The following is a 21,567-nucleotide window of genomic DNA, read 5'->3' as shown; positions in this document are numbered from 1 at the left end:
ATGCGTGGTATTTTGAAGGCGTGAAGACTTTGGGCGCGGGCAGTGCTGCGGCGTACATCACTTTGGTGCCGGTATTCGGTATTCTGTGTTCCGCTTGGTTTTTGGGCGAGGCATTGCATATTTCCTTGGTTGCCGGCTGTTTGGCGGCGGTGGGCGGATTGGCGTTGATGCAGTACGGAAGACGTGCCGTCTGAAAAGGTAAATATGTTATATAATAATGAAACTGATTAAACCATTGTTTTCAACATGTCTGAACATTCCTCCCTGCTCGATTTCGACCGCGACCATCTACTCCATCCCTATACTTCCATGACCGACCCGTTGCCTGTTTATCCGGTGCGCCGTGCGGAGGGCGTGCACATCGAATTGGCGGACGGCACGCGGCTGATTGACGGGATGTCGTCTTGGTGGTGTGCGATACACGGCTACAATCATCCCGTTTTGAATCAGGCAGTTGAGGCGCAGATTAAGCAAATGTCGCATGTGATGTTCGGCGGTTTGACGCACGAGCCGGCGGTGGAGCTGGGCAAGTTGTTGGTCGGGATTTTGCCGCAGGGACTAGACCGTATTTTTTATGCGGACTCGGGGTCGGTTTCGGTGGAAGTCGCGCTGAAAATGGCGGTGCAATACCAGCAGGCACGGGGTTTGACGGCGAAACAGAATATTGCGACGGTGCGGCGCGGGTATCACGGCGATACTTGGAACGCGATGTCCGTCTGCGATCCGGAAACGGGAATGCACCATATTTTCGGCAGCGCTCTGCCGCAGCGTTATTTTGTCGATAATCCGAAAAGCCGTTTCGACGATGAATGGGACGAGGCGGATTTGCAGCCTGTCCGCGTCTTGTTTGAAGCGCATCATGCGGATATTGCCGCCTTTATTTTGGAACCGGTCGTGCAGGGCGCGGGCGGCATGTATTTTTATCATCCGCAGTATCTTCGCGGATTGCGCGATTTGTGCGACGAATTTGATATCGTGTTGATTTTTGACGAAATTGCCACCGGATTCGGGCGCACGGGTAAGATGTTTGCCTGCGAACACGCGGAGGTCGTGCCGGATATTATGTGTATCGGCAAAGGTTTGAGCGGCGGCTATATGACGCTGGCGGCGGCAATCACTTCGCAAAAAGTCACCGAAACGATTTCGCACGGCGAAGCGGGCGTATTTATGCACGGCCCGACATTTATGGCGAACCCGCTGGCGTGTGCCGTAGCCTGCGCTTCGGTCAAACTGCTTTTGTCCCAAGATTGGCAGGCAAATATCCGCCGCATCGAAAGCATCTTAAAAGGCCGTCTGAAAGCTGCGTGGGACATTCGCGGCGTGAAAGACGTGCGCGTTTTGGGTGCTATCGGGGTGATCGAGCTGGAAAAAGGTGTGGATATGGCGCGTTTTCAAGCAGATTGCGTGGCGCAGGGCATTTGGGTGCGTCCATTCGGCAGGCTGGTGTACCTCATGCCGCCTTACGTCATTTCAGACGACCTCTTGACCGAACTTGCCGACAAAACCGTACAAATCTTGAAGGAACACAGCAAATGAAAGGCGTTTACTTCGTCAGTGGCATAGACACGGACATCGGCAAAACCGTCGCCACCGGCGTGTTGGCAAAACAATTGTTGCAGCAGGGCAAAAGCGTAATTACGCAAAAGCCCGTGCAAACCGGTTGCCAAAACATCGCCGATGACATCGCCGTCCACCGCAAAATCATGGGCATACCCATGCAGGAAGCCGACAAGCAAAAGTTGACCATGCCCGAAATCTTCAGCTATCCCGCCTCGCCCCATCTCGCCGCCCGTCTGGACGGCAGGATGTTGGACTTGGACAAAATCCGCACCGCCACGCAGCAACTGGCGGCACAATACGAAATCGTATTGGTCGAAGGCGCGGGCGGATTGATGGTTCCGCTGACGGAAGATTTGTTGACCATTGATTATATTAAGCAACAGGCTTATCCCGTCATCCTCGTTACCAGCGGACGGCTCGGCAGCATCAACCACACCCTGCTCAGCTTCTCCGCGCTCAAACAATACGGCATCAGCCTGTACAGCCTGATTTTCAACCATATTCACGACAGCAAAGATGAAACCGTTGCCAGCGATACTTTGGAATATCTTAAAGGCCGTCTGAAAGATGAGTTTCCCGAAGCCAAATGGCAGGAGTTGGCCAAGACAGAGGTGTTAGATGGAGCTTGATATACCGCGTGGCACGCTTTGTTCACATGCCGAAGCTTCAAGTCTTTTGCCGTCTAAGGCCGAACATCTGCTGACCGTTTCTTCGCTAACTGCCGCTTTGCGCGCTTCCGGTAAGGATTTTTCAGTCGAGCCGGTGTATTTGGGTTTGACTAAGGGGGCAGAAAACGGAGACGAAATCTTTGTGCGCGATGTTTTGCTCAAACTGGACGGCGAAACAGTGATACAAGCCAGAAGCGCGTGCCGGCCGGATAGCCGTCTATGGACAGAATTATTGGATTGCGGAACGCAGCCTTTGGGCGAGCGCCTTTTTGACGGTACATTGCCGTTGAAGCGTTCGGATTTTGAGTTTTTTCGTTTTGACGATTTAGACCATCCGTCTTTCAGACGGCCTGTTACCGCGCGCCGTTCATATTTCGATTGGAACGGCGAAACATTGGAATTAACAGAATATTTCTTATTGAAATTAATAGATTTATACCGCTAAGGCCGTCTGAAAATAAAACCAATTACCGATGTTTGTCATAATTCTGTTATAATACAATAAATTAAATTGTTAAGATCTGTTTGATTTCAGACGGCAATAAATTATAATAAGAGCTAAGGCTCTAAAAGCCTTTCCTTCCGAATCGACACATAAACAACGACACATTACATCAATGAACATAAGGCGCTTTTTTCTACAATTTCTACCGCGTTACGCTGTCGGACGGATGGTGATATACGCCAAACTGATGCGCGTCGACAAACCCATTGGCACACTGCTTTTGCTGTGGCCGACTTATTGGGCATTGTGGATTGCGTCTAAAGGTGTTCCCGACGCGGATATTTTTATTGCCTTTACCGCAGGCACATTTTTGATGCGCAGCGCAGGTTGCGTGGTGAATGACTTTGCCGACCGCAATTTTGACGGCGCAGTAGAGCGCACCAAAAACCGTCCGTTTGCCAAAGGTTTGGTTTCTAAAATCGAAGCGCTGCTTTTGACCGTCATGTTGTGTCTGATGGCAGCTTTATGCTTGGTGCAGCTCAACCGCTTTACTTGGTTGATGAGCCTTCCGGCCTTGTTCCTGGCCATCACATATCCCTTTACCAAACGCTTTTTCCCGTTGCCGCAGTTTTATTTAGGACTGGCATTTTCGTTCGGCATTCCTATGGCCTTTGCCGCCGTGCAAGGCCGAGTGCCTCCCGAAGCGTGGCTGATGTTTACCGCCAATGCCTTATGGACGTTGGCTTACGACACGATTTATGCCATGGCGGACAAAGAAGACGATTTGAAAATCGGCATTAAAACTTCGGCAATCACATTTGGCCATCACGATATTACCGCCTCTATGCTTTGTCATTTTTGGTTTACGGTATTGATGGCGGTGTTGGGTATTAAAATCGGCGCAACTTGGCCGTATTGGTTGATATTGCCGATAACTGTTTATTGGCAGTATCAGCAATATGTTGTCATCCGTACGCGCAATCGCCAGTTGTGTTTCCAAACGTTTTTGGCCAACAACCGCATCGGTTTGGCGTGGTTTTGCGGATTGGTCTGCCATTATTTTTGGTCGTTTTTGGTTTCCAAACTGTTTTAAAAAAACTAGGCTGAGGCCGTCTGAAAAGAAGGGGAAAAGGGGTATGCCGGGCATACCCCTTTTCATTTGAATCATAGTTTTGCTATTGATAGCATTTTTACTTTAAATTCAATATAAGCAAGCAGTTGGATTATTTTTAGCTCGTTAAAAAATATCAAAAACAACATGGAAAATGTTAGCAGGGCGAGTGTAAATTACGCCTTCAGGATTGAGATTTGCACCGACAATCGGTACAATCCCATTGTTTTGCGACATTTAAAAGAGATACACATGAGCCTGATTGGCGAAATTTTACCTTTGTCCCATATCGTTTTGGATTTGGAAGTCAGCAGCAAAAAGCGTCTGTTTGAAGAGGCCGCCCAGCTGCTGGAGAATGAAGCAGAATTACCGAATACCAACGTGTTCGACTGCCTGTTTGCCCGTGAAAAGCTTGGTTCGACCGGTTTGGGGCAGGGGGTGGCGATTCCTCACGGCCGTCACGCATGCGTGAAAAAAGCCACCGGTGCGTTTATCCGCACCAAAGAGCCGGTTGCCTTTGATGCGCCCGACGGCAAACCCGTTTCCTTGATTTTCATCCTGCTTGTGCCTGAAAACGCTACCGGCGAACATTTGGAAGTCTTGTCCAAACTGGCCGGCAGATTCTCTCAAAAAGCCGTCCGTGAAGCATTGATGGCTGCGACTTCTGCCGAAGAAGTACGCACACTCCTGACCGAAGAGTAATTCATGCCCAGCATATCCGTCCGCCGCCTGTTTTCCGACAATCAGCACAAACTCGAACTTGCTTGGGCTGCCGGCAATTCCGGCGCGGACAACCGTATCGGTGTCGAAGCCGATAAACCCGTCTTGGCCTTGGTCGGCCACTTAAACTTTATCCATCCCAACCAAATTCAAGTTGTCGGCGTAGCCGAAGCCGAATATTTACGCCGTCTGGAATCGGGCGAACTCAACTATGATTTCGGTGAGCTTTTCGACATCCCCATGTCTTTGGTCATCGTCGCCAACGGTTTGCCGGTTTCGCCCAAATTACGCGATTATTGCCATACCAACAGTATCCCCTTGCTGACTTCCAAACAGGAAAGCCCGCACCTGATGGACGTTTTGCGGATTTATCTGCAACGTACATTGGCTACCTCCACCATCAAGCACGGCGTATTTTTGGATGTATTTGAAGTGGGCGTACTCATTACCGGACAATCCGGCTTGGGTAAGAGCGAATTGGCATTGGAGCTGATTTCGCGCGGCCACAGCCTGATTGCCGATGATGCGGTCGAACTCTTCCGTACCGGCCCGGAAATGCTGGAAGGCCGTTGCCCGCCTATGCTGCGTGATTTCCTCGAAGTACGCGGCTTGGGCATACTCAATATCCGCCACATTTTTGGCGAAACCTCCATCCGTCCGAAAAAAATCCTCCAGCTGATTATCAATTTGGTTCCGGCCGACGACGGATACATGAAACAACTCGATCGATTGAGCATCCGTACCGAAACAGAATCTATCCTCAACGTTAGCGTCCGTTCCGTTACCCTGCCTGTTGCAATCGGTCGAAACTTAGCAGTATTGGTTGAAGCTGCAGTACGCAATTACATCCTTCAATTGCGTGGTAAAGACAGCACCAAAGAATTTCTCGAACGTCACCAAACACAACTCAAAGAAAACGAACAAAATCATGAAAATCGTCCTGATTAGCGGCTTATCCGGCTCGGGAAAGTCCGTAGCTCTTAAGCAGCTCGAAGATTTGGGCTATTACTGTGTCGATAATCTTCCCTTGGAAATGCTTCCATCATTGGTTTCACTCCACATCGAACGGGCCGATGAAACCAAACTCGGTGTCAGCGTTGATATCCGTTCCGGTATCAATATCCAAGAAGCGCAAGAGCAAATCCAATATTTGCGTAATGAAGGGCATCAAGTCGAAGTCCTGTTTGTGGAAGCGGAAGAGGGCGTTTTGGTTCGCCGCTTCTCAGAAACCCGCCGCGGACACCCTTTGTCTGGTCAAAACCTGACTTTGTTGGAAAGCCTGCAAAAAGAACGAGAGTGGCTCTTCCCGCTTAGAGACATCGCATATTGCATCGATACGTCCAAAATGAACGCACAGCAGCTGCGTTATGCCGTTCAACAATGGCTCAATATTGAACGTGTCGGCTTGTTGGTCATTCTTGAATCCTTTGGTTTCAAATACGGCGCTCCCAATAATGCCGACTTTATGTTTGATATGCGCAGCCTGCCCAATCCGTATTACGATCCGGAATTACGTCCCTTTACCGGCATGGACAAGCCTATTCAAGATTATTTGGGCCAGCAGCCGTTGGCTCAAGAAATGGTTGATGACATCGACCATTTTATTAGCCGCTGGCTGCCGCGCCTGCAACAAGAGAGCCGCAGTTATGTAACGATTGCCATCGGTTGTACAGGCGGTCAGCACCGCTCCGTTTATGTTGTGGAAAAACTGGCCGAGCGCCTCAAAGGCCGTTATGAACTCCTTGTCCGCCACCGTCAGGCTCAAAGCTTGGCAGGACTCTAACTTGCCGTTTCAGACGGCCTCAAAGGAAGAAACCATGAAAAAAATCAGTCTGACCGCATTATCCTTGCTTATCTTGACCGCCTGCGCGACAGAGCCTGTCACTGCTTACCGTTGGCACCGTACCGGAGCGAGCGAAGCTGAGGTTTCCCGTCAAATCAATACCTGCAAATCACAAGTTCAAAATGGAACCAAACGTGGCAATACATCCAAAACTTTTGAGCAATGTATGGATGAAGCAGGGTATTACAGCTACGAGCATGGCAATCTCTAAATCCTGATTGACCGATTATCCAAATACCGAGGCCGTCTGAAAAACAATGATTTTTCAGACGGCCTCAGATACGAATAGAAAGAATAAAAAGACATGGCTATCCAATGGTTTCCCGGCCACATGAACAAGGCAAAAAAAGCCATTGCCGAACGCATTAAAAGCGTTGATATGGTGATTGAGATGTTGGACGCGCGTATGCCTGCTTCCAGCGAAAACCCTTTGCTTGCCCAGTTGTCCAAAGGCAAGCCAAAACTGAAAATCTTAAACAAACAAGATCTTGCCGATCCCGAGCGTACCAAAGTTTGGCTCGAACACTACAACAGTCGTCAAGATACCCGCGCCATTGCGCTTGATTCTTCCGAAACCGGCGCACATGGCAAAATTACCCAAGCCTGCCGCGCCATGATTCCGCACCGCCAAGGTATTGAGAAGCCGCTGCGTGTTCTGATTTGCGGTATCCCCAACGTCGGCAAATCCACCTTGATTAACGGTATGATCGGCAAAAAATCTGCCAAAACCGGTAATGAACCCGGTATTACCAAAGCCGAACAGCGCCTTTTCCTTGCTGACGATTTCTGGCTTTACGATACACCTGGTATGTTGTGGCCAAAAATTATCGTCGAAGAGGGTGGCTACAACCTTGCGGCCGGCGGTGCAGTCGGGCGTAACGCGCTGGACGAAGAAGAAGTGGCGCTTGAGCTTTTGGATTACCTCCGCCGCCATTATCTGGCTCTGTTGCAAGAGCGCTATCAAGCCGACAAAGATCCAAGCAGCCATTGGGACGATACTTCTTGGTTGGAGTGGATTGCCAAAAAACGCGGTGCGGTTTTGAGCGGCGGACGCGTCAACTACCAAAAGGCTGCTGAAAATATCCTGACCGATTTCCGCGAAGGCAAAATCGGCAGAATCACGCTGGAAACGCCAAACCAATGGGAGGCTTGGCTGAAAAAAGCCAGACAGAAAGAGGCCGAACTTAAAGCCATTCGCGAAGCCAGAAAGGCGGAACGAAAAGGGCAACAGCCTTCTGCCGATTAATATAAAAGGCCGTCTGAAATCTATTTTCAGACGGCCTTTTGTTGGAATAGACAATTTAGAGGGCGGTACGGCTGAAGCTGTCCAGAGCTTTATCGGTTTGGATTTGGTTGAACTGCATGGTAGTTTTGTCGCCTTGTTTTTCGTCCAATTCGATTTTTCGTACCAGCGTATCGCCGTTGATTTCGATACGGTTGAAGATTTGGCGGGTAATGGCGGTTTTCGGAGTCAGGGTCAACGTCCATTTTTTCTCATTGCCGTTTAATTTCAAATCAAATTGTTTTTCCAAACCTTGGGTATTTCCGCCCAAAAGGTCGAGGAAGAGTTTGATTTGGCGGCTTTGGCCGTTGAGTTTGCTGGCATTTGGGTTGACCCATTGACTGCCGTTCCATTGCATGATGCCGTCTGAACGCACGCGCAGGGTGGTTTCAAATGGTTTTTGCATTTTCCAGAGTAGGCCTTTTTGTGGGACAAGGGTAAAGCTGCCGCTGGTGGTCATGGGTTTGCTGAGGGATTTGAGCTGGCGTTGTTGGACAAAATTGCCTTGCACGTTTTGCGGTTTTTGCAAGGTTTGTGCCAATTCGGCAGGGGAAAATGCCCACAAAGCCGGAGCACTGATGAGGAGAGTAAGAGAAAGAATGGTTTTTTTCATTGTGCTTCCATAAGGTTTGAGGCCGTCTGAAAGTTCAGACGGCCTTTTATTGCTTTAATTATAAGGCTGACAAGGCCTGATTAAAGGTTGCGCTCGGACGCATCGCTTGTGCCGCTTTTTCAGGATTGGCTGCGTAGTAGCCGCCGATGTCGACCGCTTTGCCTTGTACGGCAGAGAGTTCTTCAACGATTTTGGCTTCATCGGCAGTCAAAGCGGCTGCCAATGGAGCAAATGCGGCTTTCAGTTCGGCATCTTTGTCTTGCGCCGCCAATTCTTGCGCCCAGTAGAGGGTGAGGTAGAAATGGCTGCCGCGGTTGTCGAGTTCGCCCGCTTTGCGTTTAGGCGATTTGTCGTTCAACAGCAGTTTTTCGGTGGCTGCATCCAAAGTGTCGGCGAGGACTTGGGCTTTGGCGTTGCCGGTTTTTTGCGCCAAATGTTCAAACGATACGGCGAGTGCGAGGAATTCGCCCAAAGAGTCCCAACGCAAGTGGTTTTCTTCGAGGAATTGTTGAACATGTTTCGGTGCAGAACCGCCTGCACCGGTTTCAAACATACCGCCGCCATTCATCAATGGAACGATAGACAGCATTTTCGCGCTGGTACCCAGTTCCAAAATTGGGAACAAGTCGGTCAGATAGTCGCGCAGGACGTTACCGGTTACGGAGATGGTGTCTTCGCCGTTTTTCAGACGGCCCAAGCTGAATTTAGCAGCTTCTTCAGGAGCGAGGACGCGGATGTCGAGGCCGTCGGTATCCAGTTCGGCAAGGTAGGCTTTAACCTTGGCGAGCAGGCACTTGTCGTGCGGACGGTTTTCGTCGAGCCAGAACACGGCTGGCGTATTGCTCAGACGGGCGCGGTTGACGGCGAGTTGTACCCAGTCTTTAACCGGAGCGTCTTTGGTTTGGCACATACGCCAGATGTCGCCGGCTTCAACGTCGTGTTGCATCAGGACATTACCTGCTGCATCGATGACTTGAACTTGGCCGTCGGCTTCGATTTCGAAAGTTTTGTTGTGTGAACCATATTCTTCGGCTGCTTGCGCCATCAGACCGACGTTAGGAACGGTACCCATGGTTGTCGGATCGAATGCGCCGTGTTCGCGGCAGAAGTCGATGGTTGCTTGGTAAACGCCGGCGTAGCTGCTGTCAGGAATCACGGCTTTGGTGTCTTGCGCTTTGCCGTCTTTATCCCACATACGGCCGGAGTTGCGAATCATCGCAGGCATAGAAGCATCGACGATGACATCGCTAGGAACGTGCAGGTTGGTAATGCCTTTGTCGGAATCAACCATGGCCAAATCAGGGTTGGCAGCGTAAACGGCAGCGATTTCAGCTTCAACGGCGGCGCGGGTGTCCGCATCCAGTTTGTCCAGATTGGCAAGCAGGTTGCCGAAGCCGTTGTTGACGTTGACGCCTGCGGCAGCCAGTTTGTCGCCAAATTTTTCAAAAACAGGCGCGAAGAATACTTTGACGGCGTGTCCGAAGATAATCGGGTCGGACACTTTCATCATGGTGGCTTTCATGTGCAGCGAGAACAATACGCCTTTAGCTTTTGCGTCTTTCACTTGTTCGGCAAGGAAGGCGAGCAGGGCTTTTTTGCTCATTACGGTCGCGTCGATGATTTCGCCGGCTTTCAGGGCAACAGGCTCGCGCAGCTCTTTTTTGTTGCCTTGTTTGTCGGTGAACACGATGGATACGGAAGTCGCATCGGGTACGGTAACGGATTGTTCGTTATGGAAAAAGTCGCCGCTTTGCATGGTGGCAACATGGGTTTTGGAATCTTTGGTCCATGCGCCCATGCTGTGCGGATGTTTTTTCGCAAAGTTTTTCACTGCTTTAGGAGCACGACGGTCAGAGTTGCCTTCACGCAGGACAGGGTTTACCGCGCTGCCTTTGATGCGGTCGTAGCGTTCGCGTACGGCTTTTTCTTCATCGGTTTGAGGGTCGGCAGGATAGTCGGGAACGGCAAAGCCTTTAGACTGCAATTCTTTAATCGCGGCCGTCAGTTGAGGTACGGATGCGCTGATGTTCGGCAGTTTGATTACGTTTGCATCGGGTTGTTTAACCAGTTCGCCCAATTCGGCAAGCGCATCAGGTACGCGTTGCGCTTCGGTCAGGTATTCTGGAAAAGCCGCCAAAATACGGCCGGAGAGAGAAATGTCGCTGGTTTTGACATCAATATCGGCGTGGCGGGTAAACGCCTGCACGATTGGCAACAGGGATTGAGTGGCCAATGCAGGAGCTTCGTCGGTGTAGGTATAGATAATGGTGGATTTAGTCATGGGATTATTCTCTATGTAGGTTAAGTTTTTCTTTTCGGGCACATCGCGAGAAGAAACGTGCTAAGCCTATTATGGCATATTTCGGCGGATTTGGTTGTTGTTTTGATGCTATTGTTTTTTAAGTTGCGGAAAAGAAAAAGGCCGTCTGAAAAGACAGCCTAAATATAAGGACTTATCCGATAATCAAAACAGCATTGCTGCCGCCGAAAGCGAATGATGAGCTGGCGGCAATGCGTTTTTCAGACGGCCAGCGGCTGTTACCGTCGGTCAAAGCGATGTTGGGCAGCTCGGAATCGGGTACGTTGTCCCATTGTTGCGGCGGCAGTTTGCCTTCCGGATTGTATTGGCAGTTGGCCATCAACCAGGCAAATGCGGCTTCAATCGCACCGGCTGCACCCAAGGTATGACCGGTGGACGGCTTGGTGGAGGTGCAAAGGGTATGGCAACCAAACACTTCGGCAACGGCCCGGCTTTCCATGCTGTCGTTGTGCTGCGTGCCGGTGCCGTGCAGATTGATCCAGCCGATGTCTTCTGCTTTCAAACTGGCTTTATCCAAAGCAGCCTGAAAGGATTGGGCTGCACCCAAACCGTCGGGGCGGGGCGAAGACATATGGTAGGCATCACTGCTTGCACCATAGCCCAACAATTGCATTTCGCCGTCAAAATCTTCATCGCGCGTCATCACGAAAAATGCGGCCGCTTCGCCGATATTGATGCCGTTGCGGTTGGCAGAAAAAGGCTTGGCGATGCCGTCTGAAAGCACTTCCAAAGAGGCAAAACCATTAATCGTCAGCGGAGAAAGCGTATCCGCTCCGCCGCAAATCACGGCATCACACAATCCGGCACGAAGCAGTCGGGCTGCGCTGATGAGGGCGCGTGCGCCGGAAGTGCAGGCAGTGGAGACGGTATAGCGCAAGCCGTCCAAACCGTAAACTTGGGCGATAAATTCGGAGGGCGAAGCCATGGTGTGTTGCAACTGTTTGAACGGAACATCCGTCCATTCACCGCCTTCGACAACGTGTTGGAACAAAGGGATATTTTCATCTGCGCCACTGGTTGACGTACCGGTAACGACAGCAACCCTTTCTTTGCCGTAACGTGCAATGGCCGTCTGAATCAGTCCATCTATTTGCGAAAGCGCGTGCAGGATAAGCTGGTTGTTGCGGCTGCGATGCGCTTCGGGAATGCTGTCGGGCAGAGGCATCAGGGTTTCTTTGACCGCACCGAAAGCATGCGTTTTGCCTTTTACCCATTGGTCTGAAAAAGTCAGGGGTGTGTTTTCAGACGGCGTGAGTAAGGCATCGGCATGAACTTGCAAGCCGCTGCCCAATGCGCTGGTCAGTGCCGGACGGCTGAGATAAACAGGAGTATTCATGAATTAGTCTTCTGCAATCGGGCTGACCGTCCAGAAAGTTTGGTCGGGGAAGCCGATGAGGAATTGTTCGGAATGGTGGGCGACACACCACAAATCACGCTCGCGGTAGCTGAACACCGCGCCTTTGCCGTCAGGGCAGAAGCCTTGATGGGTGGCGTTTTGTTGGCGGGCTTCAGGGTAAAGCGTAGCGGCTTGTTCGGCGGCCAAAAGCGGCAACAGGGCTGCAAACAATCGGCGCGAACTGGCATTGGGCATCACAAAGCCGTCGTTTTTCCAGCCTTTGGTGCTGACCGATTGGCGCGATACCGGCGTACCCAGTGCATCGGTTTGGACAAAGCGGATGCCGTCTGAATGAGGCTCGACTGCCAAGAGATTGGTTTGAACGGTTTGCCCCGCCGCATTGGTCTGCTCAAGTTTGAACCATTGGCCTTCTTTGGAAAGCGGTGGCAGCGTTTGCGGATGGGGGAGCGAGGTCGTACATGCGGAAAGCAGCAGTGCGGCAAGCAAAGGGATAAATCGCATAAGGTTTTATCTATCGGTCAAAATATTTAATGATGAGGGTAGATTTTCAGACGGCCTGTTCTGTTTTCAGTCTAGGCCGTCTGAAAGGCATTCGTCCTTATTCTACCTTCAAATCGCCCACCAATGCGGCAAGTGTGGACAAGCGTTGCTCGGATTTTTCCACGAATGGATTATCCGTGTCCCAAGCGTAGCCTGCCAGAATAGATGAAATCATGCGGCTGATTTCAGGACTGCGGTTAGGCGCGTAGATAGCATTTTGGAAGCGGAAATCGTACCAACCGTTTACATAAGTGCGGAATGCGTTCACGCCGATCATCAGTTGGTCGGCAAATTCGGTTTGCCAATCGACGGCTTCGCCTTTGAGCTGTTTGCCCAACAAATCGGCAGCCAGTTTGGCAGAGTGCAGGGCAATGGTCACGCCGGAGGAGAAGACTGGGTCGAGGAATTCGGCGGCGTTGCCCAAAAGGGCGAAATGTTTGCCGTATAAGGTTTTTACGTTGGCAGAGTAGCCTTGGATAGAGCGGAACGGGAAGTCGTTTTCCCAAACGGCTTTATCCAAAATTTCCGCCAGCATCGGGCATTCGTACACAAATTTTTTCAACACGGCTTCTGATTCGCCAGCCAGTTTGTCGGGCATGCCGACAACGCCGATGGAGCAGCGGTTGTCGCCGAAAGGAATCAGCCAAATCCAGACATCGCGATGTTCAGGATGCGTGTTGATCAGGATTTTGTTGCGATCGAATTTCGGGCTGGTGATGTTGTCGTCGATATGCGTGAAATGGGCTTGGCGCGGAGGCAGCTCGGACGGGCTTTCCAAGTCCAAAAGGCGGGGCAGGACGCGACCGTAACCGCTGGCATCCAAAACGAATTTGGCAGTCAGTTCATAGTTTTCGCCTGTATCGGACTCAACGCTCAAACGTGCTACATCGCCGCTGTTGTCAAACGCGGTTACGCCGTGTCCGAAGCGGACATCGACGCCTTGTTTTGCCGCTTCATCAATCAGGATTTTGTCGAAGATGCCGCGGCGCACTTGATAAATGGTGCCGGGGCCGTCTGAAAATTTTTCAGTAAAGTTGAAATCTGTGTAACGGCTGCCCCATGAAAACGCTGCGCCGTCTTTAAATTGAAAGCTGGGCTCGGCATGCACTGCATCGGCAAAACCGGCTTCTTCCAACATTTCCATGCAATGCGGCAACAGGCTTTCGCCGATGACAAAGCGCGGGAAATGTTGTTTTTCCAATACGCAAACTTTAAAGCCTTGTTTGTTCAGCAAAGCAGAAGCAACCGAACCTGAAGGGCCTGCGCCGATAACGGCAACGTCAAATTCTACGGACATTTGAAAATACCTTTGATTTTAATGATAAATAATGTTTAATCTATCGCCTGAAATTTTTCAGACGGCCTTTTGCAACTTGGCGATAGAAGTTGAAACAAAATATCGCCTTAATTTCAATCGTCTTCATCTTTTGTCTAATTTTTCAACAATGTGCCTGCCAGCCAAATATTGAATGCCACACCGATGGTAACCGTCATGCCGAACGCGGCAACAGCGGGCGTGCTGCTGATGGCGAGCAGGGCAAAGGAAATGGCTGTTGTCGCGGCGGCAAGCAGCATACCGCCTAATTTTGCCGGCGCGCTGTGGTGTGCGGTGGCGGCATAGACGGCATAGTCCACGCCGATGGCGGATACTAAAAGCAGGCCGAACATGGCAAACAGGCTGACGGGAATGCCGGCCAAACCGAGTACGGCAACGGTGCAGATGGCGGCGGCCAGCGGCACGGCAAGGATTTTGCTGCCGCGTTTGAAACCAAACATTTTCCACAAAAGCAGCCATGCCAACGCATAGGAAGCCAGTTTTAACCATGCGGCCTGATTGCGCGTGTGGTGGAAAAGCTCGTTTAAGTGGGCGCGCTTGTCTGCCCAATGTACGCCGGAGACATGTTGCGCCACAGCGCGTACGGCGGCTTCATCGGTCATGCCGTTCAAACGCATGACGGCAGCAAAACGGCCTGGCTCCACTTCGCCCAAATACAAGGAACGCCAAGCTTCTGCCAAATCGGTATTCAGGCCGTCTGAAAGCGACAATGGTTGCGTATCGGCGGCTTGAAGCAGGGCATCGCGCACAGTTTTGCGCGGAATACCGATTTCTGTGAGCGGTTTCCAGCTATCAGGCAACTTGGTCAATTCGCGCAGGCGGTTTTGCAGTTTTTGCTGCTCCGTTGTCGGCAGGATGAATTGGTCGGGCGATTGGATGCCGGACAGTTTGCCTTGCGCAATTAAGGGCTGCAGGGCGCGGCCGAGTTCGGCGGTTTTCTTCAACAGGGCATCTTCGCTTTGTGCTTCGGTCACCAAATATTTGCCGCCAAAATCTGTGCCGCTCAACCGGCCGATTTGTTGTACCTCAGCCAACATCGCGGTCGGCATATTGACCCATTGACGGATGTCGTCACGCCAGTCGCTGCGCCACAGTCCGACTGCCAGCAAAATTCCGCCCACGATTAACCAGCCGCGTTTGTGCAGGCGATTTTTCAGACGGTCTGACAAGGAATAGAGCTTTTCGGTTAATGCGGCAAAAGGCACGGTTTTGGCACGGTAGCGGCGAAACAGCGGCGGCAGCCATAAAACGGTGGCACCAAACGCGCCAAATAAGGCAAAGCCTGAAAATACGGCGGTTTGGCGCAGTACAGGCAAAGGGGTGAACCACAGCAGCGCGTAGCCCAAGACGGTAATTGTCAGGCTGACGGCAAAACTTGGCAAGACATGTTTCATTGCCGATTCAGCCTGCCAAACGGTCTTTTCAGACGGCCCGAATACCGACGGAGCAAGCCAGTGCAACGGGAAATCCACCAACATACCCACCAAGCTGGTGCCGATGACGATGGTCAGGATATGCACTTCGCCGAAGGTTAATAACGCAACCGCCAATCCGGTCAACATACCGGCTGCCAGAGGCAAGGACAGCAAAAATACTCGGCCGCTGCGGAAGACCCACAACAGCAGCGCAAAGGTCAGCCCAAGTCCGACCATGCTCATCAGTCGGCTTTCTTTTTCTGCGGCTGCTTTGGATACGGCAGCAAACAATGCGCCACCTGCGCTTAAGGTTTCCGCGCCGTTTTCCGAAGCGATTTGACGGCTTTGCGCCATCAGCGGTAAGAGGGCATCGTTGCCGGAAAATTGATCGCCACCGGCGAGCCGTCCGCGCAAGAATACCCAAGTTTTGCCTTTGTCTTCGGCAAACAACATGCCGTTGTCCATGTCCCACTGTAAACGGCTTTGCGGATTGGCCTTGTCGGCAACAAAGCGTCCGAAGCCCAGCCAGTCTTGTTCTAAAGACAAAGGCGAGGGGGCGGCAAACGGATTGGCCGCGGCTTCTGCACGCGCTTGAAAATAGGCTTGCGGCTGCTCAAACAGCAGGCGTATTTCGTCTTGTGGCAAAACTGCCAAACTCAGCTTCTGCATATCCGCCCGCACTTTGTCTAAATTCGGCGTCATGCTACTGTCGACTTGTTCAAATACGCCACTTTTGCGCCATGCGTCGGCAATTTGTGAGGCCGTCTGAAAAGCGGTTTCGGCATCGGTACTGCCTGCAAGCAAAATAACTTGCGAATTGAGCTGCGCTTCTGCGGCTTTATCTGCAGCCGTCAGTAAAGCATCGGGTTGCTGCTCGCTTGGCAACAACGCGGTCAAATCGGTTTGGATGCGCGCTTGTGAAGCAAAGGCATAAACCAAAAACAGGGTAAGAAACAGAATAAGGGCAGTATAGAGGCGGTTTAGGAGGCGAAGATTCATCGTTCAGACGGCCTTTTGCAAATGCTGCTGTTGGTGTGTGGAATAAGTAAAAGTGCAGTAAATTAAATCAGATTATTATTAGTTTGTCAGTTGTTAGATAGTTTGCCGGTCGGTTAAATCATTGGGTTTGAGCGAGCCGAAAAACTGCCATTGCAGAGCGACGGCTTTTCCCTTCCAAACGCAGGCAAGTGCCATCGTATTCGCTAAAATCGCGCTTGTGCCGTGCCAATCGGTTTGCTTTCCTGCGCGTAAACCGACGGGTTGCCCTGAATCGAAAACATAGCCGACCGATTTCATATCCGACGGAAAATCCAAATTTGCCGCTTTAATCAATGCTTCTTTGAAACACCACAATCGGTAAAACGTTTCAGACGACCAGTTTGCCGTTTCCAAATAGTCTTGTTCTTCCTGCGTGCAGACTAAAGCTGACAGCGCTTTGAAATCGCGCGGTCGGATAAATTCGATATCGACTCCGGCTGTTAAGGGATGAAGCGCACACAATAAAGCAGCAAAGCCTTTGCTGTGGCTCAGTGATACAGTCGCTAAATCGGTTTGCTGTTTTAACGCTCGGCTGACTTGCCAGTCTTGACGCTGTGCCAGTTGCGGCGTGGCAGCCAAACGTTGTGAATCGGCTGCGTTTAGAGATGCATGGTCGTAGCAGGCGGCAAAAGACGGATCGGCCAACAGGCAGTGAAGGGTTGTCGTATCCATAAAATAGAAAAATGCCAAACTTCATGTTGAAGTCCGGCATTTTTGACATTGCTTAGTGGAAGCTGCCTTTCAAAACCACACGGCTGTTGAATGTAGCGATGTGGCATTCGTACTCGTTACCGCCTTTGGTTACTTTGTCAAAGTAGCTAACCAGGTGAACGGATTTGGCTTTTTTGCGATGTGCAGTGCTTTGGAAGCGTTTAACCGCGCTCAGGAATGCGCGTTGGCAGGTTTCATCAGGGGTTTTGCCGACTGAGTTGGAGATTTGACGGGAAGTCAAAGTTGCGCCGGATGTGCTGCCGTAGTGAACGCGGATGCTAGGATCCAAAGCGGATTTGGCTTCGGCAGAGTTCAAAGCTACATCGACTTTACACATATAAATATCGTTTTGACCTTTGCCATTGACTTTATGGCCTTCACCCATGCTGCGGCAGGCAGAACCGGCGGCAGTTGTTTTTGGAGTAGAAGTTTGAGAGGAGGAAGTGGATGGTTGGGAATTGCCGGATTGTGAGCACGCGGCAAGCATCAGGGCGGATACGGCAACCAAAGCAGAAAAACGTAACATACGAACTCCTTTGTAATAATGGGCGTAGAAAAAGTTTACAGAAAGCAGAATCATTTTAACATATATGAAAGAAGTATAAAAACAGAATGGTGCAAAAAATATTATATTTTTATTTAAATGATTTCATGGCGTTAAGAAAGTTTGAGGCGGTAATGCTTGACGAAGGAGGGCAGGAAGCGTATATTGCGGACTTCCTTAGGAGTAATGGCTGAGAGGCTGAAGGCACTTCCCTGCTAAGGAAGCATGTGGGGTCAACCTGCATCGAGGGTTCGAATCCCTCTTACTCCGCCAAATATGAAAGACACCGTTTATACGGTGTCTTTTTTATTATCCGGAATTTCTTGGAATCTAAGGCCGTCTGAAAGTGTGAAATGAACGATTTGATTATTCTAAACAAGCCTTATGGCGTGATTTGTCAGTTTTCTGCACATGAAAAACATCAGTGCCTGAAGGATTTTGTCGAGAAACCGGGATTTTATCCGGCCGGCCGTTTGGATACGGACAGCGAGGGTTTGCTGCTGCTGACCAATAATGGCCGTTTGCAGGCGCAGATTGCCGACCCGAAATTCAAGCAGGTTAAAACTTATTGGGCGCAGGTGGAGGGTTCTCCAGATGAAGCCAAATTGGATTTGTTGCGCCGTGGCGTAGATTTGGGCGATTTTGTCACCTGTCCGGCCGAGGTCAGGGTATTGGAAGAGGGTGAAGCGGATGTTTTATGGCCGCGCGTGCCGCCGATTCGCGTGCGCAAGTCTGTGCCTGATTTTTGGGTAGAAATCAAAATTTCGGAAGGGAAAAACCGCCAAGTGCGAAGGATGACGGCGAAAGCAGGCTTTCCGTGTTTACGCTTGGTTCGCGTGGCAATAGGCTGTCTGAATCTGTTTGATTTGAATTTGGAATTGGGACAATGGCAGTTTGCGCCGCATCGTCCTTAAATAGGATGAATAAAGGCCGTCTGAAATATTCAGACGGCCTTTTGTTATGGAGAAATCAATGATGTGAATGACCGATTTGGAAAGTCAAAGTAGTGTAGTTCGCCTGTTTTTGGCACACACTTTGATCGGGGAAATCGGCTTTGTGTTCTACGCTGGCTTTCCAGAAACCTTGGCGCAATGGAATGATGCTGACTTCGCCTTTGTCATCGGTAGTATCGGAGAAAGCTTGGGCTTCGGTTTTATGGATTTTGCTGCGGTCGCTGGTGTCGAAGCCGTCAAATGTGGCGGTAACGGTGGCGTTAGGTAGCGGCTCGCCATTGAAGAGGACGCGGACTTTGAAGCGTTCTCCGACGTGGACGTTGGCGGGGTTGTCCAGCGGAACGATTTCCAGATGTTGGCCGACTTGCTTGGTGATGATGGCGATATCTGCGCTTTCGTGGCCGACATTGACGATGTTTTTACCGAACATACGGGTTTGTTCGCAATAGCTTGCATCAGGCATTTCTTTGATGCTTGCCTGCTTCCAGCCCGCGCTGTTTTTTGACCAGAAAGTCGGTTGGTATTCGGCGGTTACCAAGTAGCTGCCGTCTTTGACCGGCAGTTTGCTACGGTATTGGTAATTGTATGTGCCTTTTTGAATCATGTTTTCTTTGCCTTTTTCAGTCACCAGTTGCATGGGTTTGCTAAAAATGTGCAGGCGGTCTTTTGCGATGGGTTCAAGCTCCGGGAATTCGCCATAGCCTAATTCGGCTTCAAGGTATTCGCCGCCATGTGTGTGGGCGGTTTCAACCCAAACGCGATGGGCGTGTGCGGCAGTGCTGAACAGGAAGGCAGATGCGATAAGCAAAGCGGTTTTTTTCATGATTTCTCTCCGATTTTCGATGTGTAGAAAAGATAGAATAAAGTAGAAAAGATAGAATAAAGTCGTTCGTTATAATATAACAAAATTATTTAAATTTAAAGAGAGGCCGTCTGAAAGTTTTCAGACGGCCTTTTAGCTGATTGTTTTTTTAGGCGGATTATCGAAACGGTTTAGTCCCCGTCACGACAAACATCAATCGCTTCCTGCAAACTGCTGACGCCGTAGATTTTCAGGTTCGGAAACTCTTTGGCGTTGCGCGGCATATTGGCTTTTGGGACGATGGCGCGTTTGAAGCCGAGTTTTTCCGCTTCTTTGAGCCGCTCTTGCCCGCGTGCAACAGGGCGGACTTCGCCACTTAAGCCGATTTCGCCGAAAACCACGGTTTTTTCAGGCATGGGGCGGTTGCGGAAGCTGGAGAGCATGGCGAGGATGACAGCGAGGTCGGCGGCGGGTTCGCCGATTTTGACGCCGCCGACGGCGTTGAGGAACACGTCTTGGTCGAAGCAGGCAATGCCGCCGTGGCGGTTGAGGACGGCGAGCAGCATGGCGAGGCGGTTTTGTTCAAGGCCGACGGTGAGGCGTTTGGGGGTGAAGCCGTGAGCGTCATCGACCAATGCCTGAATTTCGACCAAAAGCGGGCGGCTGCCTTCTTGAGTGACCAAAACACATGAGCCGGGCGTGTCGTCGCGGTAGCTGGCGAGGAAGATGGCGGACGGGTTGGACACGCCTTTCAAACCGTTTTCGGTCATGGCGAATACGCCCAATTCGTTTGCCGCGCCGAAGCGGTTTTTAATGGCGCGTATCATGCGGTAGTTGGAATGTTGGTCGCCCTCGAAATACAGTACGGTATCGACCATATGCTCCAGCACGCGCGGGCCGGCAATCGCGCCGTCTTTGGTAACGTGTCCGACCAGTATCATGGCGATGCCCATCTGTTTCGCGATACGCGTCAGTTGGGAGGCACACTCGCGCACCTGCGACACGGAGCCGGGGGCGGAAGTGATTTGGTCGGAATACATGGTTTGGATGGAGTCGATGACGACGACTTCGGGCTGATGCTGTTTCAACGCCGTCTGAATCGCTTCCATGCGGATTTCGGCAAGCAGGTTCACGCCTTCGGTCGGTAGTTCCAAACGTTGCGCGCGCAGGGCGACTTGTTGGGCGGATTCTTCGCCGGAAACGTACAGCACTTTGCGGCTTTGCGCCATTTTGGCGATGGTTTGCAACAACAGCGTGGATTTGCCGATGCCGGGGTCGCCGCCGAGCAGGATGACCGCGCCATCTACCAAACCGCCGCCCAATACGCGGTCGAGTTCGCCCATGCCGGTCGGATTGCGCGGCACTTCGGTGGCGGTGACGGCGGAGAGGGATTGGACGGTCGAGGTGTCCGCCGCCCAAGATTGGAAGCGGGCGTTTTTCGGTTCGGGCGCGGCAAGGCTTTCCTGAAGCGTGTTCCACTCGCCGCAATGCGGGCATTTACCCTGCCATTTCGGGGAAGTGCCGCCGCATTCGGAACATTGGTAGATGGTTTTGGGGGCTTTTGCCATGGTGTTTTGTTTCCGCAGTATTTTAGTGGGAAGGCCGTCTGAAAAGTGAGGGAGGTTTTCAGACGGCCTTGAGATTATGGGCGTGTTTTTTTGCTGTTTTCAAGATGGTTGAGTATTTTATCCGGATCTTGTTTAAAGTAGCTGGTTTGGTTGCCACTGGCTTTGTCAGTCAATTCCAACATGCCGGGCAGGCCTTTGATGATGAGGATTCTGGCTTTTATGGTACTTTCTTCACCTATTTTTTGTTTGTTTTGTTCTTCTTTGCCGTTGATGGAGGTTTTATAGTCAGTTACGGTTTGGTGGATTTCTTGTTTTTTCTCGTCAAATGTCCAATTAAAGTCCTGTCTGATGGTGAAGATTTTGTTGGTGGCTTTGAAACTCATTATGGCGATGTCTGTGCCAGTGTTGTCGGGGTTAAAGATGGTTGTGTTGATAAGAGCGCCTTCTTCGTTTTCGACTGCATTGCCCCAGAAACCGTGTAGGTTTTCACCGGTAATTTTGTTGGCAATGTACATTTCAGAGGCTTGTTCGGGTTTGGCTGCCGATGATACTGGGGAGTTTAAGAGGAATAGGCCGGTCAGGACGGGGAGGATGAGTTTGGAAATGTTCATGTTTGTTTTTGCCTTGGAGTAGGAAAGTGTTTATAGGCCGTCTGAAAATGGGAAAGTTTTCAGACGGCCTTTTATTGGATAAAGATGGGTTTATTTTTTGCTGTCTTTATCCTCATCTTTTTTCGGTGCA

Annotated in this window: 22 protein-coding genes and 1 tRNA gene; 12 read left to right on the top strand and 11 right to left on the bottom strand. The window is 50.9% G+C overall.

All coding sequences use genetic code 11. The annotated features are described in order from the left end of the window. The 10 genes from HMPREF2608_RS03600 to ylqF form a co-directional block, all read left to right on the top strand. A partial coding sequence (locus HMPREF2608_RS03600; protein ID WP_168167206.1) for an EamA family transporter occupies positions 1-194 on the top strand: 194 nt, incomplete at its 5' end. A 52-nt stretch (positions 195-246) separates the two neighbouring features. Next, entirely contained in the window at positions 247-1,536 is a 1,290-nt protein-coding gene (gene bioA, locus HMPREF2608_RS03595; protein WP_070826000.1) for an adenosylmethionine--8-amino-7-oxononanoate transaminase, read from the top strand. Next, positions 1,533-2,189, top strand: coding sequence for a dethiobiotin synthase (gene bioD, locus HMPREF2608_RS03590; RefSeq protein ID WP_070825999.1), 657 nt, complete (start codon positions 1,533-1,535; stop codon positions 2,187-2,189). The genes bioA and bioD overlap by 4 nt, the downstream gene beginning before the upstream one ends. Further along, positions 2,179-2,673: a chorismate--pyruvate lyase family protein gene (locus tag HMPREF2608_RS03585; protein ID WP_070825998.1), complete on the top strand. Its 495-nt coding sequence runs from the start codon at positions 2,179-2,181 to the stop codon at positions 2,671-2,673. Before bioD ends, HMPREF2608_RS03585 begins: the two co-directional genes overlap by 11 nt. A 172-nt stretch (positions 2,674-2,845) precedes the next feature. Further along, the gene (ubiA, locus tag HMPREF2608_RS03580; RefSeq protein ID WP_070825997.1) at positions 2,846-3,766 is read left to right on the top strand and encodes a 4-hydroxybenzoate octaprenyltransferase; all 921 of its coding nucleotides are present in this window, start codon (positions 2,846-2,848) and stop codon (positions 3,764-3,766) included. 270 nt (positions 3,767-4,036) lie between these two features. Then, positions 4,037-4,486: a PTS IIA-like nitrogen regulatory protein PtsN gene (gene ptsN, locus HMPREF2608_RS03575; RefSeq protein WP_049344012.1), complete on the top strand. Its 450-nt coding sequence runs from the start codon at positions 4,037-4,039 to the stop codon at positions 4,484-4,486. Positions 4,487-4,489: 3 nt separating this feature from the next. After that, positions 4,490-5,452 (top strand): HPr(Ser) kinase/phosphatase, encoded by a 963-nt coding sequence (gene hprK, locus HMPREF2608_RS03570; protein WP_003747372.1) that lies wholly within the window; start codon positions 4,490-4,492, stop codon positions 5,450-5,452. After that, positions 5,433-6,287 (top strand): RNase adapter RapZ, encoded by an 855-nt coding sequence (gene rapZ, locus HMPREF2608_RS03565; RefSeq protein WP_070825996.1) that lies wholly within the window; start codon positions 5,433-5,435, stop codon positions 6,285-6,287. The genes hprK and rapZ overlap by 20 nt, the downstream gene beginning before the upstream one ends. 34 nt (positions 6,288-6,321) lie before the next feature. Beyond that, positions 6,322-6,558 (top strand): lipoprotein, encoded by a 237-nt coding sequence (locus HMPREF2608_RS03560; protein WP_003684875.1) that lies wholly within the window; start codon positions 6,322-6,324, stop codon positions 6,556-6,558. A gap of 93 nt (positions 6,559-6,651) precedes the next feature. After that, on the top strand, positions 6,652-7,593 hold the full coding sequence (gene ylqF, locus HMPREF2608_RS03555; RefSeq protein ID WP_070461623.1) for a ribosome biogenesis GTPase YlqF: 942 nt from the start codon (positions 6,652-6,654) through the stop codon (positions 7,591-7,593). A gap of 55 nt (positions 7,594-7,648) precedes the next feature. Here the strand turns inward: ylqF and HMPREF2608_RS03550 are convergent, their stop codons facing one another. The 8 genes from HMPREF2608_RS03550 to HMPREF2608_RS03515 all read right to left on the bottom strand — a co-directional run bounded on the left by HMPREF2608_RS03550 (position 7,649) and on the right by HMPREF2608_RS03515 (position 17,485). Further along, positions 7,649-8,242: a LolA family protein gene (locus HMPREF2608_RS03550; protein WP_003747363.1), complete on the bottom strand. Its 594-nt coding sequence runs from the start codon at positions 8,240-8,242 to the stop codon at positions 7,649-7,651. Between the two features lie 58 nt (positions 8,243-8,300). After that, positions 8,301-10,523 carry an NADP-dependent isocitrate dehydrogenase gene (locus HMPREF2608_RS03545; protein WP_070825995.1) on the bottom strand — a complete coding sequence of 741 codons (2,223 nt, stop codon included), beginning with the start codon at positions 10,521-10,523 and terminating at the stop codon, positions 8,301-8,303. Between the two features lie 172 nt (positions 10,524-10,695). Further along, the gene (locus tag HMPREF2608_RS03540; protein ID WP_070825994.1) at positions 10,696-11,898 is read right to left on the bottom strand and encodes a beta-ketoacyl-ACP synthase; all 1,203 of its coding nucleotides are present in this window, start codon (positions 11,896-11,898) and stop codon (positions 10,696-10,698) included. A gap of 3 nt (positions 11,899-11,901) precedes the next feature. After that, positions 11,902-12,420 (bottom strand): hypothetical protein, encoded by a 519-nt coding sequence (locus tag HMPREF2608_RS03535; protein ID WP_070825993.1) that lies wholly within the window; start codon positions 12,418-12,420, stop codon positions 11,902-11,904. A 97-nt stretch (positions 12,421-12,517) separates the two neighbouring features. After that, the gene (locus HMPREF2608_RS03530; protein ID WP_070825992.1) at positions 12,518-13,756 is read right to left on the bottom strand and encodes an NAD(P)/FAD-dependent oxidoreductase; all 1,239 of its coding nucleotides are present in this window, start codon (positions 13,754-13,756) and stop codon (positions 12,518-12,520) included. Between the two features lie 134 nt (positions 13,757-13,890). Continuing rightward, a complete protein-coding gene (locus HMPREF2608_RS03525) occupies positions 13,891-16,209 on the bottom strand; it encodes an MMPL family transporter (RefSeq protein WP_070825991.1) in 2,319 nt (772 codons plus the stop codon). A 93-nt stretch (positions 16,210-16,302) separates the two neighbouring features. After that, positions 16,303-16,920 (bottom strand): 4'-phosphopantetheinyl transferase family protein, encoded by a 618-nt coding sequence (locus HMPREF2608_RS03520; protein ID WP_070825990.1) that lies wholly within the window; start codon positions 16,918-16,920, stop codon positions 16,303-16,305. Between the two features lie 52 nt (positions 16,921-16,972). Then, positions 16,973-17,485 (bottom strand): hypothetical protein, encoded by a 513-nt coding sequence (locus HMPREF2608_RS03515; protein WP_234395987.1) that lies wholly within the window; start codon positions 17,483-17,485, stop codon positions 16,973-16,975. A 198-nt stretch (positions 17,486-17,683) separates the two neighbouring features. On the opposite strand from HMPREF2608_RS03515, the gene HMPREF2608_RS03510 reads away from it, so the two are divergent. Next, positions 17,684-17,776 (top strand) — tRNA-Ser (locus HMPREF2608_RS03510). 80 nt (positions 17,777-17,856) lie between these two features. Further along, on the top strand, positions 17,857-18,417 hold the full coding sequence (locus HMPREF2608_RS03505) for a pseudouridine synthase (protein WP_070825989.1): 561 nt from the start codon (positions 17,857-17,859) through the stop codon (positions 18,415-18,417). Positions 18,418-18,472: 55 nt separating this feature from the next. Here HMPREF2608_RS03505 and HMPREF2608_RS03500 read toward each other — a convergent pair whose 3' ends face one another. The 3 genes from HMPREF2608_RS03500 to HMPREF2608_RS03490 form a co-directional block, all read right to left on the bottom strand. Next, the gene (locus HMPREF2608_RS03500) at positions 18,473-19,279 is read right to left on the bottom strand and encodes a DUF4198 domain-containing protein (protein WP_070825988.1); all 807 of its coding nucleotides are present in this window, start codon (positions 19,277-19,279) and stop codon (positions 18,473-18,475) included. 170 nt (positions 19,280-19,449) lie between these two features. Continuing rightward, on the bottom strand, positions 19,450-20,826 hold the full coding sequence (gene radA, locus HMPREF2608_RS03495; protein WP_070825987.1) for a DNA repair protein RadA: 1,377 nt from the start codon (positions 20,824-20,826) through the stop codon (positions 19,450-19,452). Positions 20,827-20,900: 74 nt separating this feature from the next. Continuing rightward, a complete protein-coding gene (locus tag HMPREF2608_RS03490) occupies positions 20,901-21,437 on the bottom strand; it encodes a hypothetical protein (RefSeq protein ID WP_070825986.1) in 537 nt (178 codons plus the stop codon). Positions 21,438-21,567: the final 130 nt, after the last annotated feature.

Source organism: Neisseria sp. HMSC064D07 (assembly GCF_001837185.1).
Taxonomy (GTDB): domain Bacteria; phylum Pseudomonadota; class Gammaproteobacteria; order Burkholderiales; family Neisseriaceae; genus Neisseria; species Neisseria flavescens_C.
The sequence above is the reverse complement of the archived record's forward strand: the minus strand, read 5'-3'. Positions and strand labels throughout refer to the sequence as shown.

Excerpts from the sequence above, each read along its gene's own strand:
- ptsN (WP_049344012.1), top strand. The coding sequence starts at position 4,037 with ATGAGCCTGATTGGCGAAATTTTACCTTTGTCCCATATCGTTTTGGAT.
- ylqF (WP_070461623.1), top strand. The coding sequence starts at position 6,652 with ATGGCTATCCAATGGTTTCCCGGCCACATGAACAAGGCAAAAAAAGCC.
- ubiA (WP_070825997.1), top strand. The coding sequence starts at position 2,846 with ATGAACATAAGGCGCTTTTTTCTACAATTTCTACCGCGTTACGCTGTC.
- HMPREF2608_RS03585 (WP_070825998.1), top strand. The coding sequence starts at position 2,179 with ATGGAGCTTGATATACCGCGTGGCACGCTTTGTTCACATGCCGAAGCT.
- HMPREF2608_RS03520 (WP_070825990.1), bottom strand. The coding sequence starts at position 16,920 with ATGGATACGACAACCCTTCACTGCCTGTTGGCCGATCCGTCTTTTGCC.
- bioD (WP_070825999.1), top strand. The coding sequence starts at position 1,533 with ATGAAAGGCGTTTACTTCGTCAGTGGCATAGACACGGACATCGGCAAA.
- HMPREF2608_RS03490 (WP_070825986.1), bottom strand. The coding sequence starts at position 21,437 with ATGAACATTTCCAAACTCATCCTCCCCGTCCTGACCGGCCTATTCCTC.
- rapZ (WP_070825996.1), top strand. The coding sequence starts at position 5,433 with ATGAAAATCGTCCTGATTAGCGGCTTATCCGGCTCGGGAAAGTCCGTA.
- HMPREF2608_RS03540 (WP_070825994.1), bottom strand. The coding sequence starts at position 11,898 with ATGAATACTCCTGTTTATCTCAGCCGTCCGGCACTGACCAGCGCATTG.
- HMPREF2608_RS03505 (WP_070825989.1), top strand. The coding sequence starts at position 17,857 with ATGAACGATTTGATTATTCTAAACAAGCCTTATGGCGTGATTTGTCAG.
- bioA (WP_070826000.1), top strand. The coding sequence starts at position 247 with ATGTCTGAACATTCCTCCCTGCTCGATTTCGACCGCGACCATCTACTC.
- hprK (WP_003747372.1), top strand. The coding sequence starts at position 4,490 with ATGCCCAGCATATCCGTCCGCCGCCTGTTTTCCGACAATCAGCACAAA.
- radA (WP_070825987.1), bottom strand. The coding sequence starts at position 20,826 with ATGGCAAAAGCCCCCAAAACCATCTACCAATGTTCCGAATGCGGCGGC.
- HMPREF2608_RS03525 (WP_070825991.1), bottom strand. The coding sequence starts at position 16,209 with ATGAATCTTCGCCTCCTAAACCGCCTCTATACTGCCCTTATTCTGTTT.
- HMPREF2608_RS03545 (WP_070825995.1), bottom strand. The coding sequence starts at position 10,523 with ATGACTAAATCCACCATTATCTATACCTACACCGACGAAGCTCCTGCA.
- HMPREF2608_RS03530 (WP_070825992.1), bottom strand. The coding sequence starts at position 13,756 with ATGTCCGTAGAATTTGACGTTGCCGTTATCGGCGCAGGCCCTTCAGGT.
- HMPREF2608_RS03515 (WP_234395987.1), bottom strand. The coding sequence starts at position 17,485 with ATGTTACGTTTTTCTGCTTTGGTTGCCGTATCCGCCCTGATGCTTGCC.
- HMPREF2608_RS03550 (WP_003747363.1), bottom strand. The coding sequence starts at position 8,242 with ATGAAAAAAACCATTCTTTCTCTTACTCTCCTCATCAGTGCTCCGGCT.
- HMPREF2608_RS03500 (WP_070825988.1), bottom strand. The coding sequence starts at position 19,279 with ATGAAAAAAACCGCTTTGCTTATCGCATCTGCCTTCCTGTTCAGCACT.
- HMPREF2608_RS03535 (WP_070825993.1), bottom strand. The coding sequence starts at position 12,420 with ATGCGATTTATCCCTTTGCTTGCCGCACTGCTGCTTTCCGCATGTACG.
- HMPREF2608_RS03560 (WP_003684875.1), top strand. The coding sequence starts at position 6,322 with ATGAAAAAAATCAGTCTGACCGCATTATCCTTGCTTATCTTGACCGCC.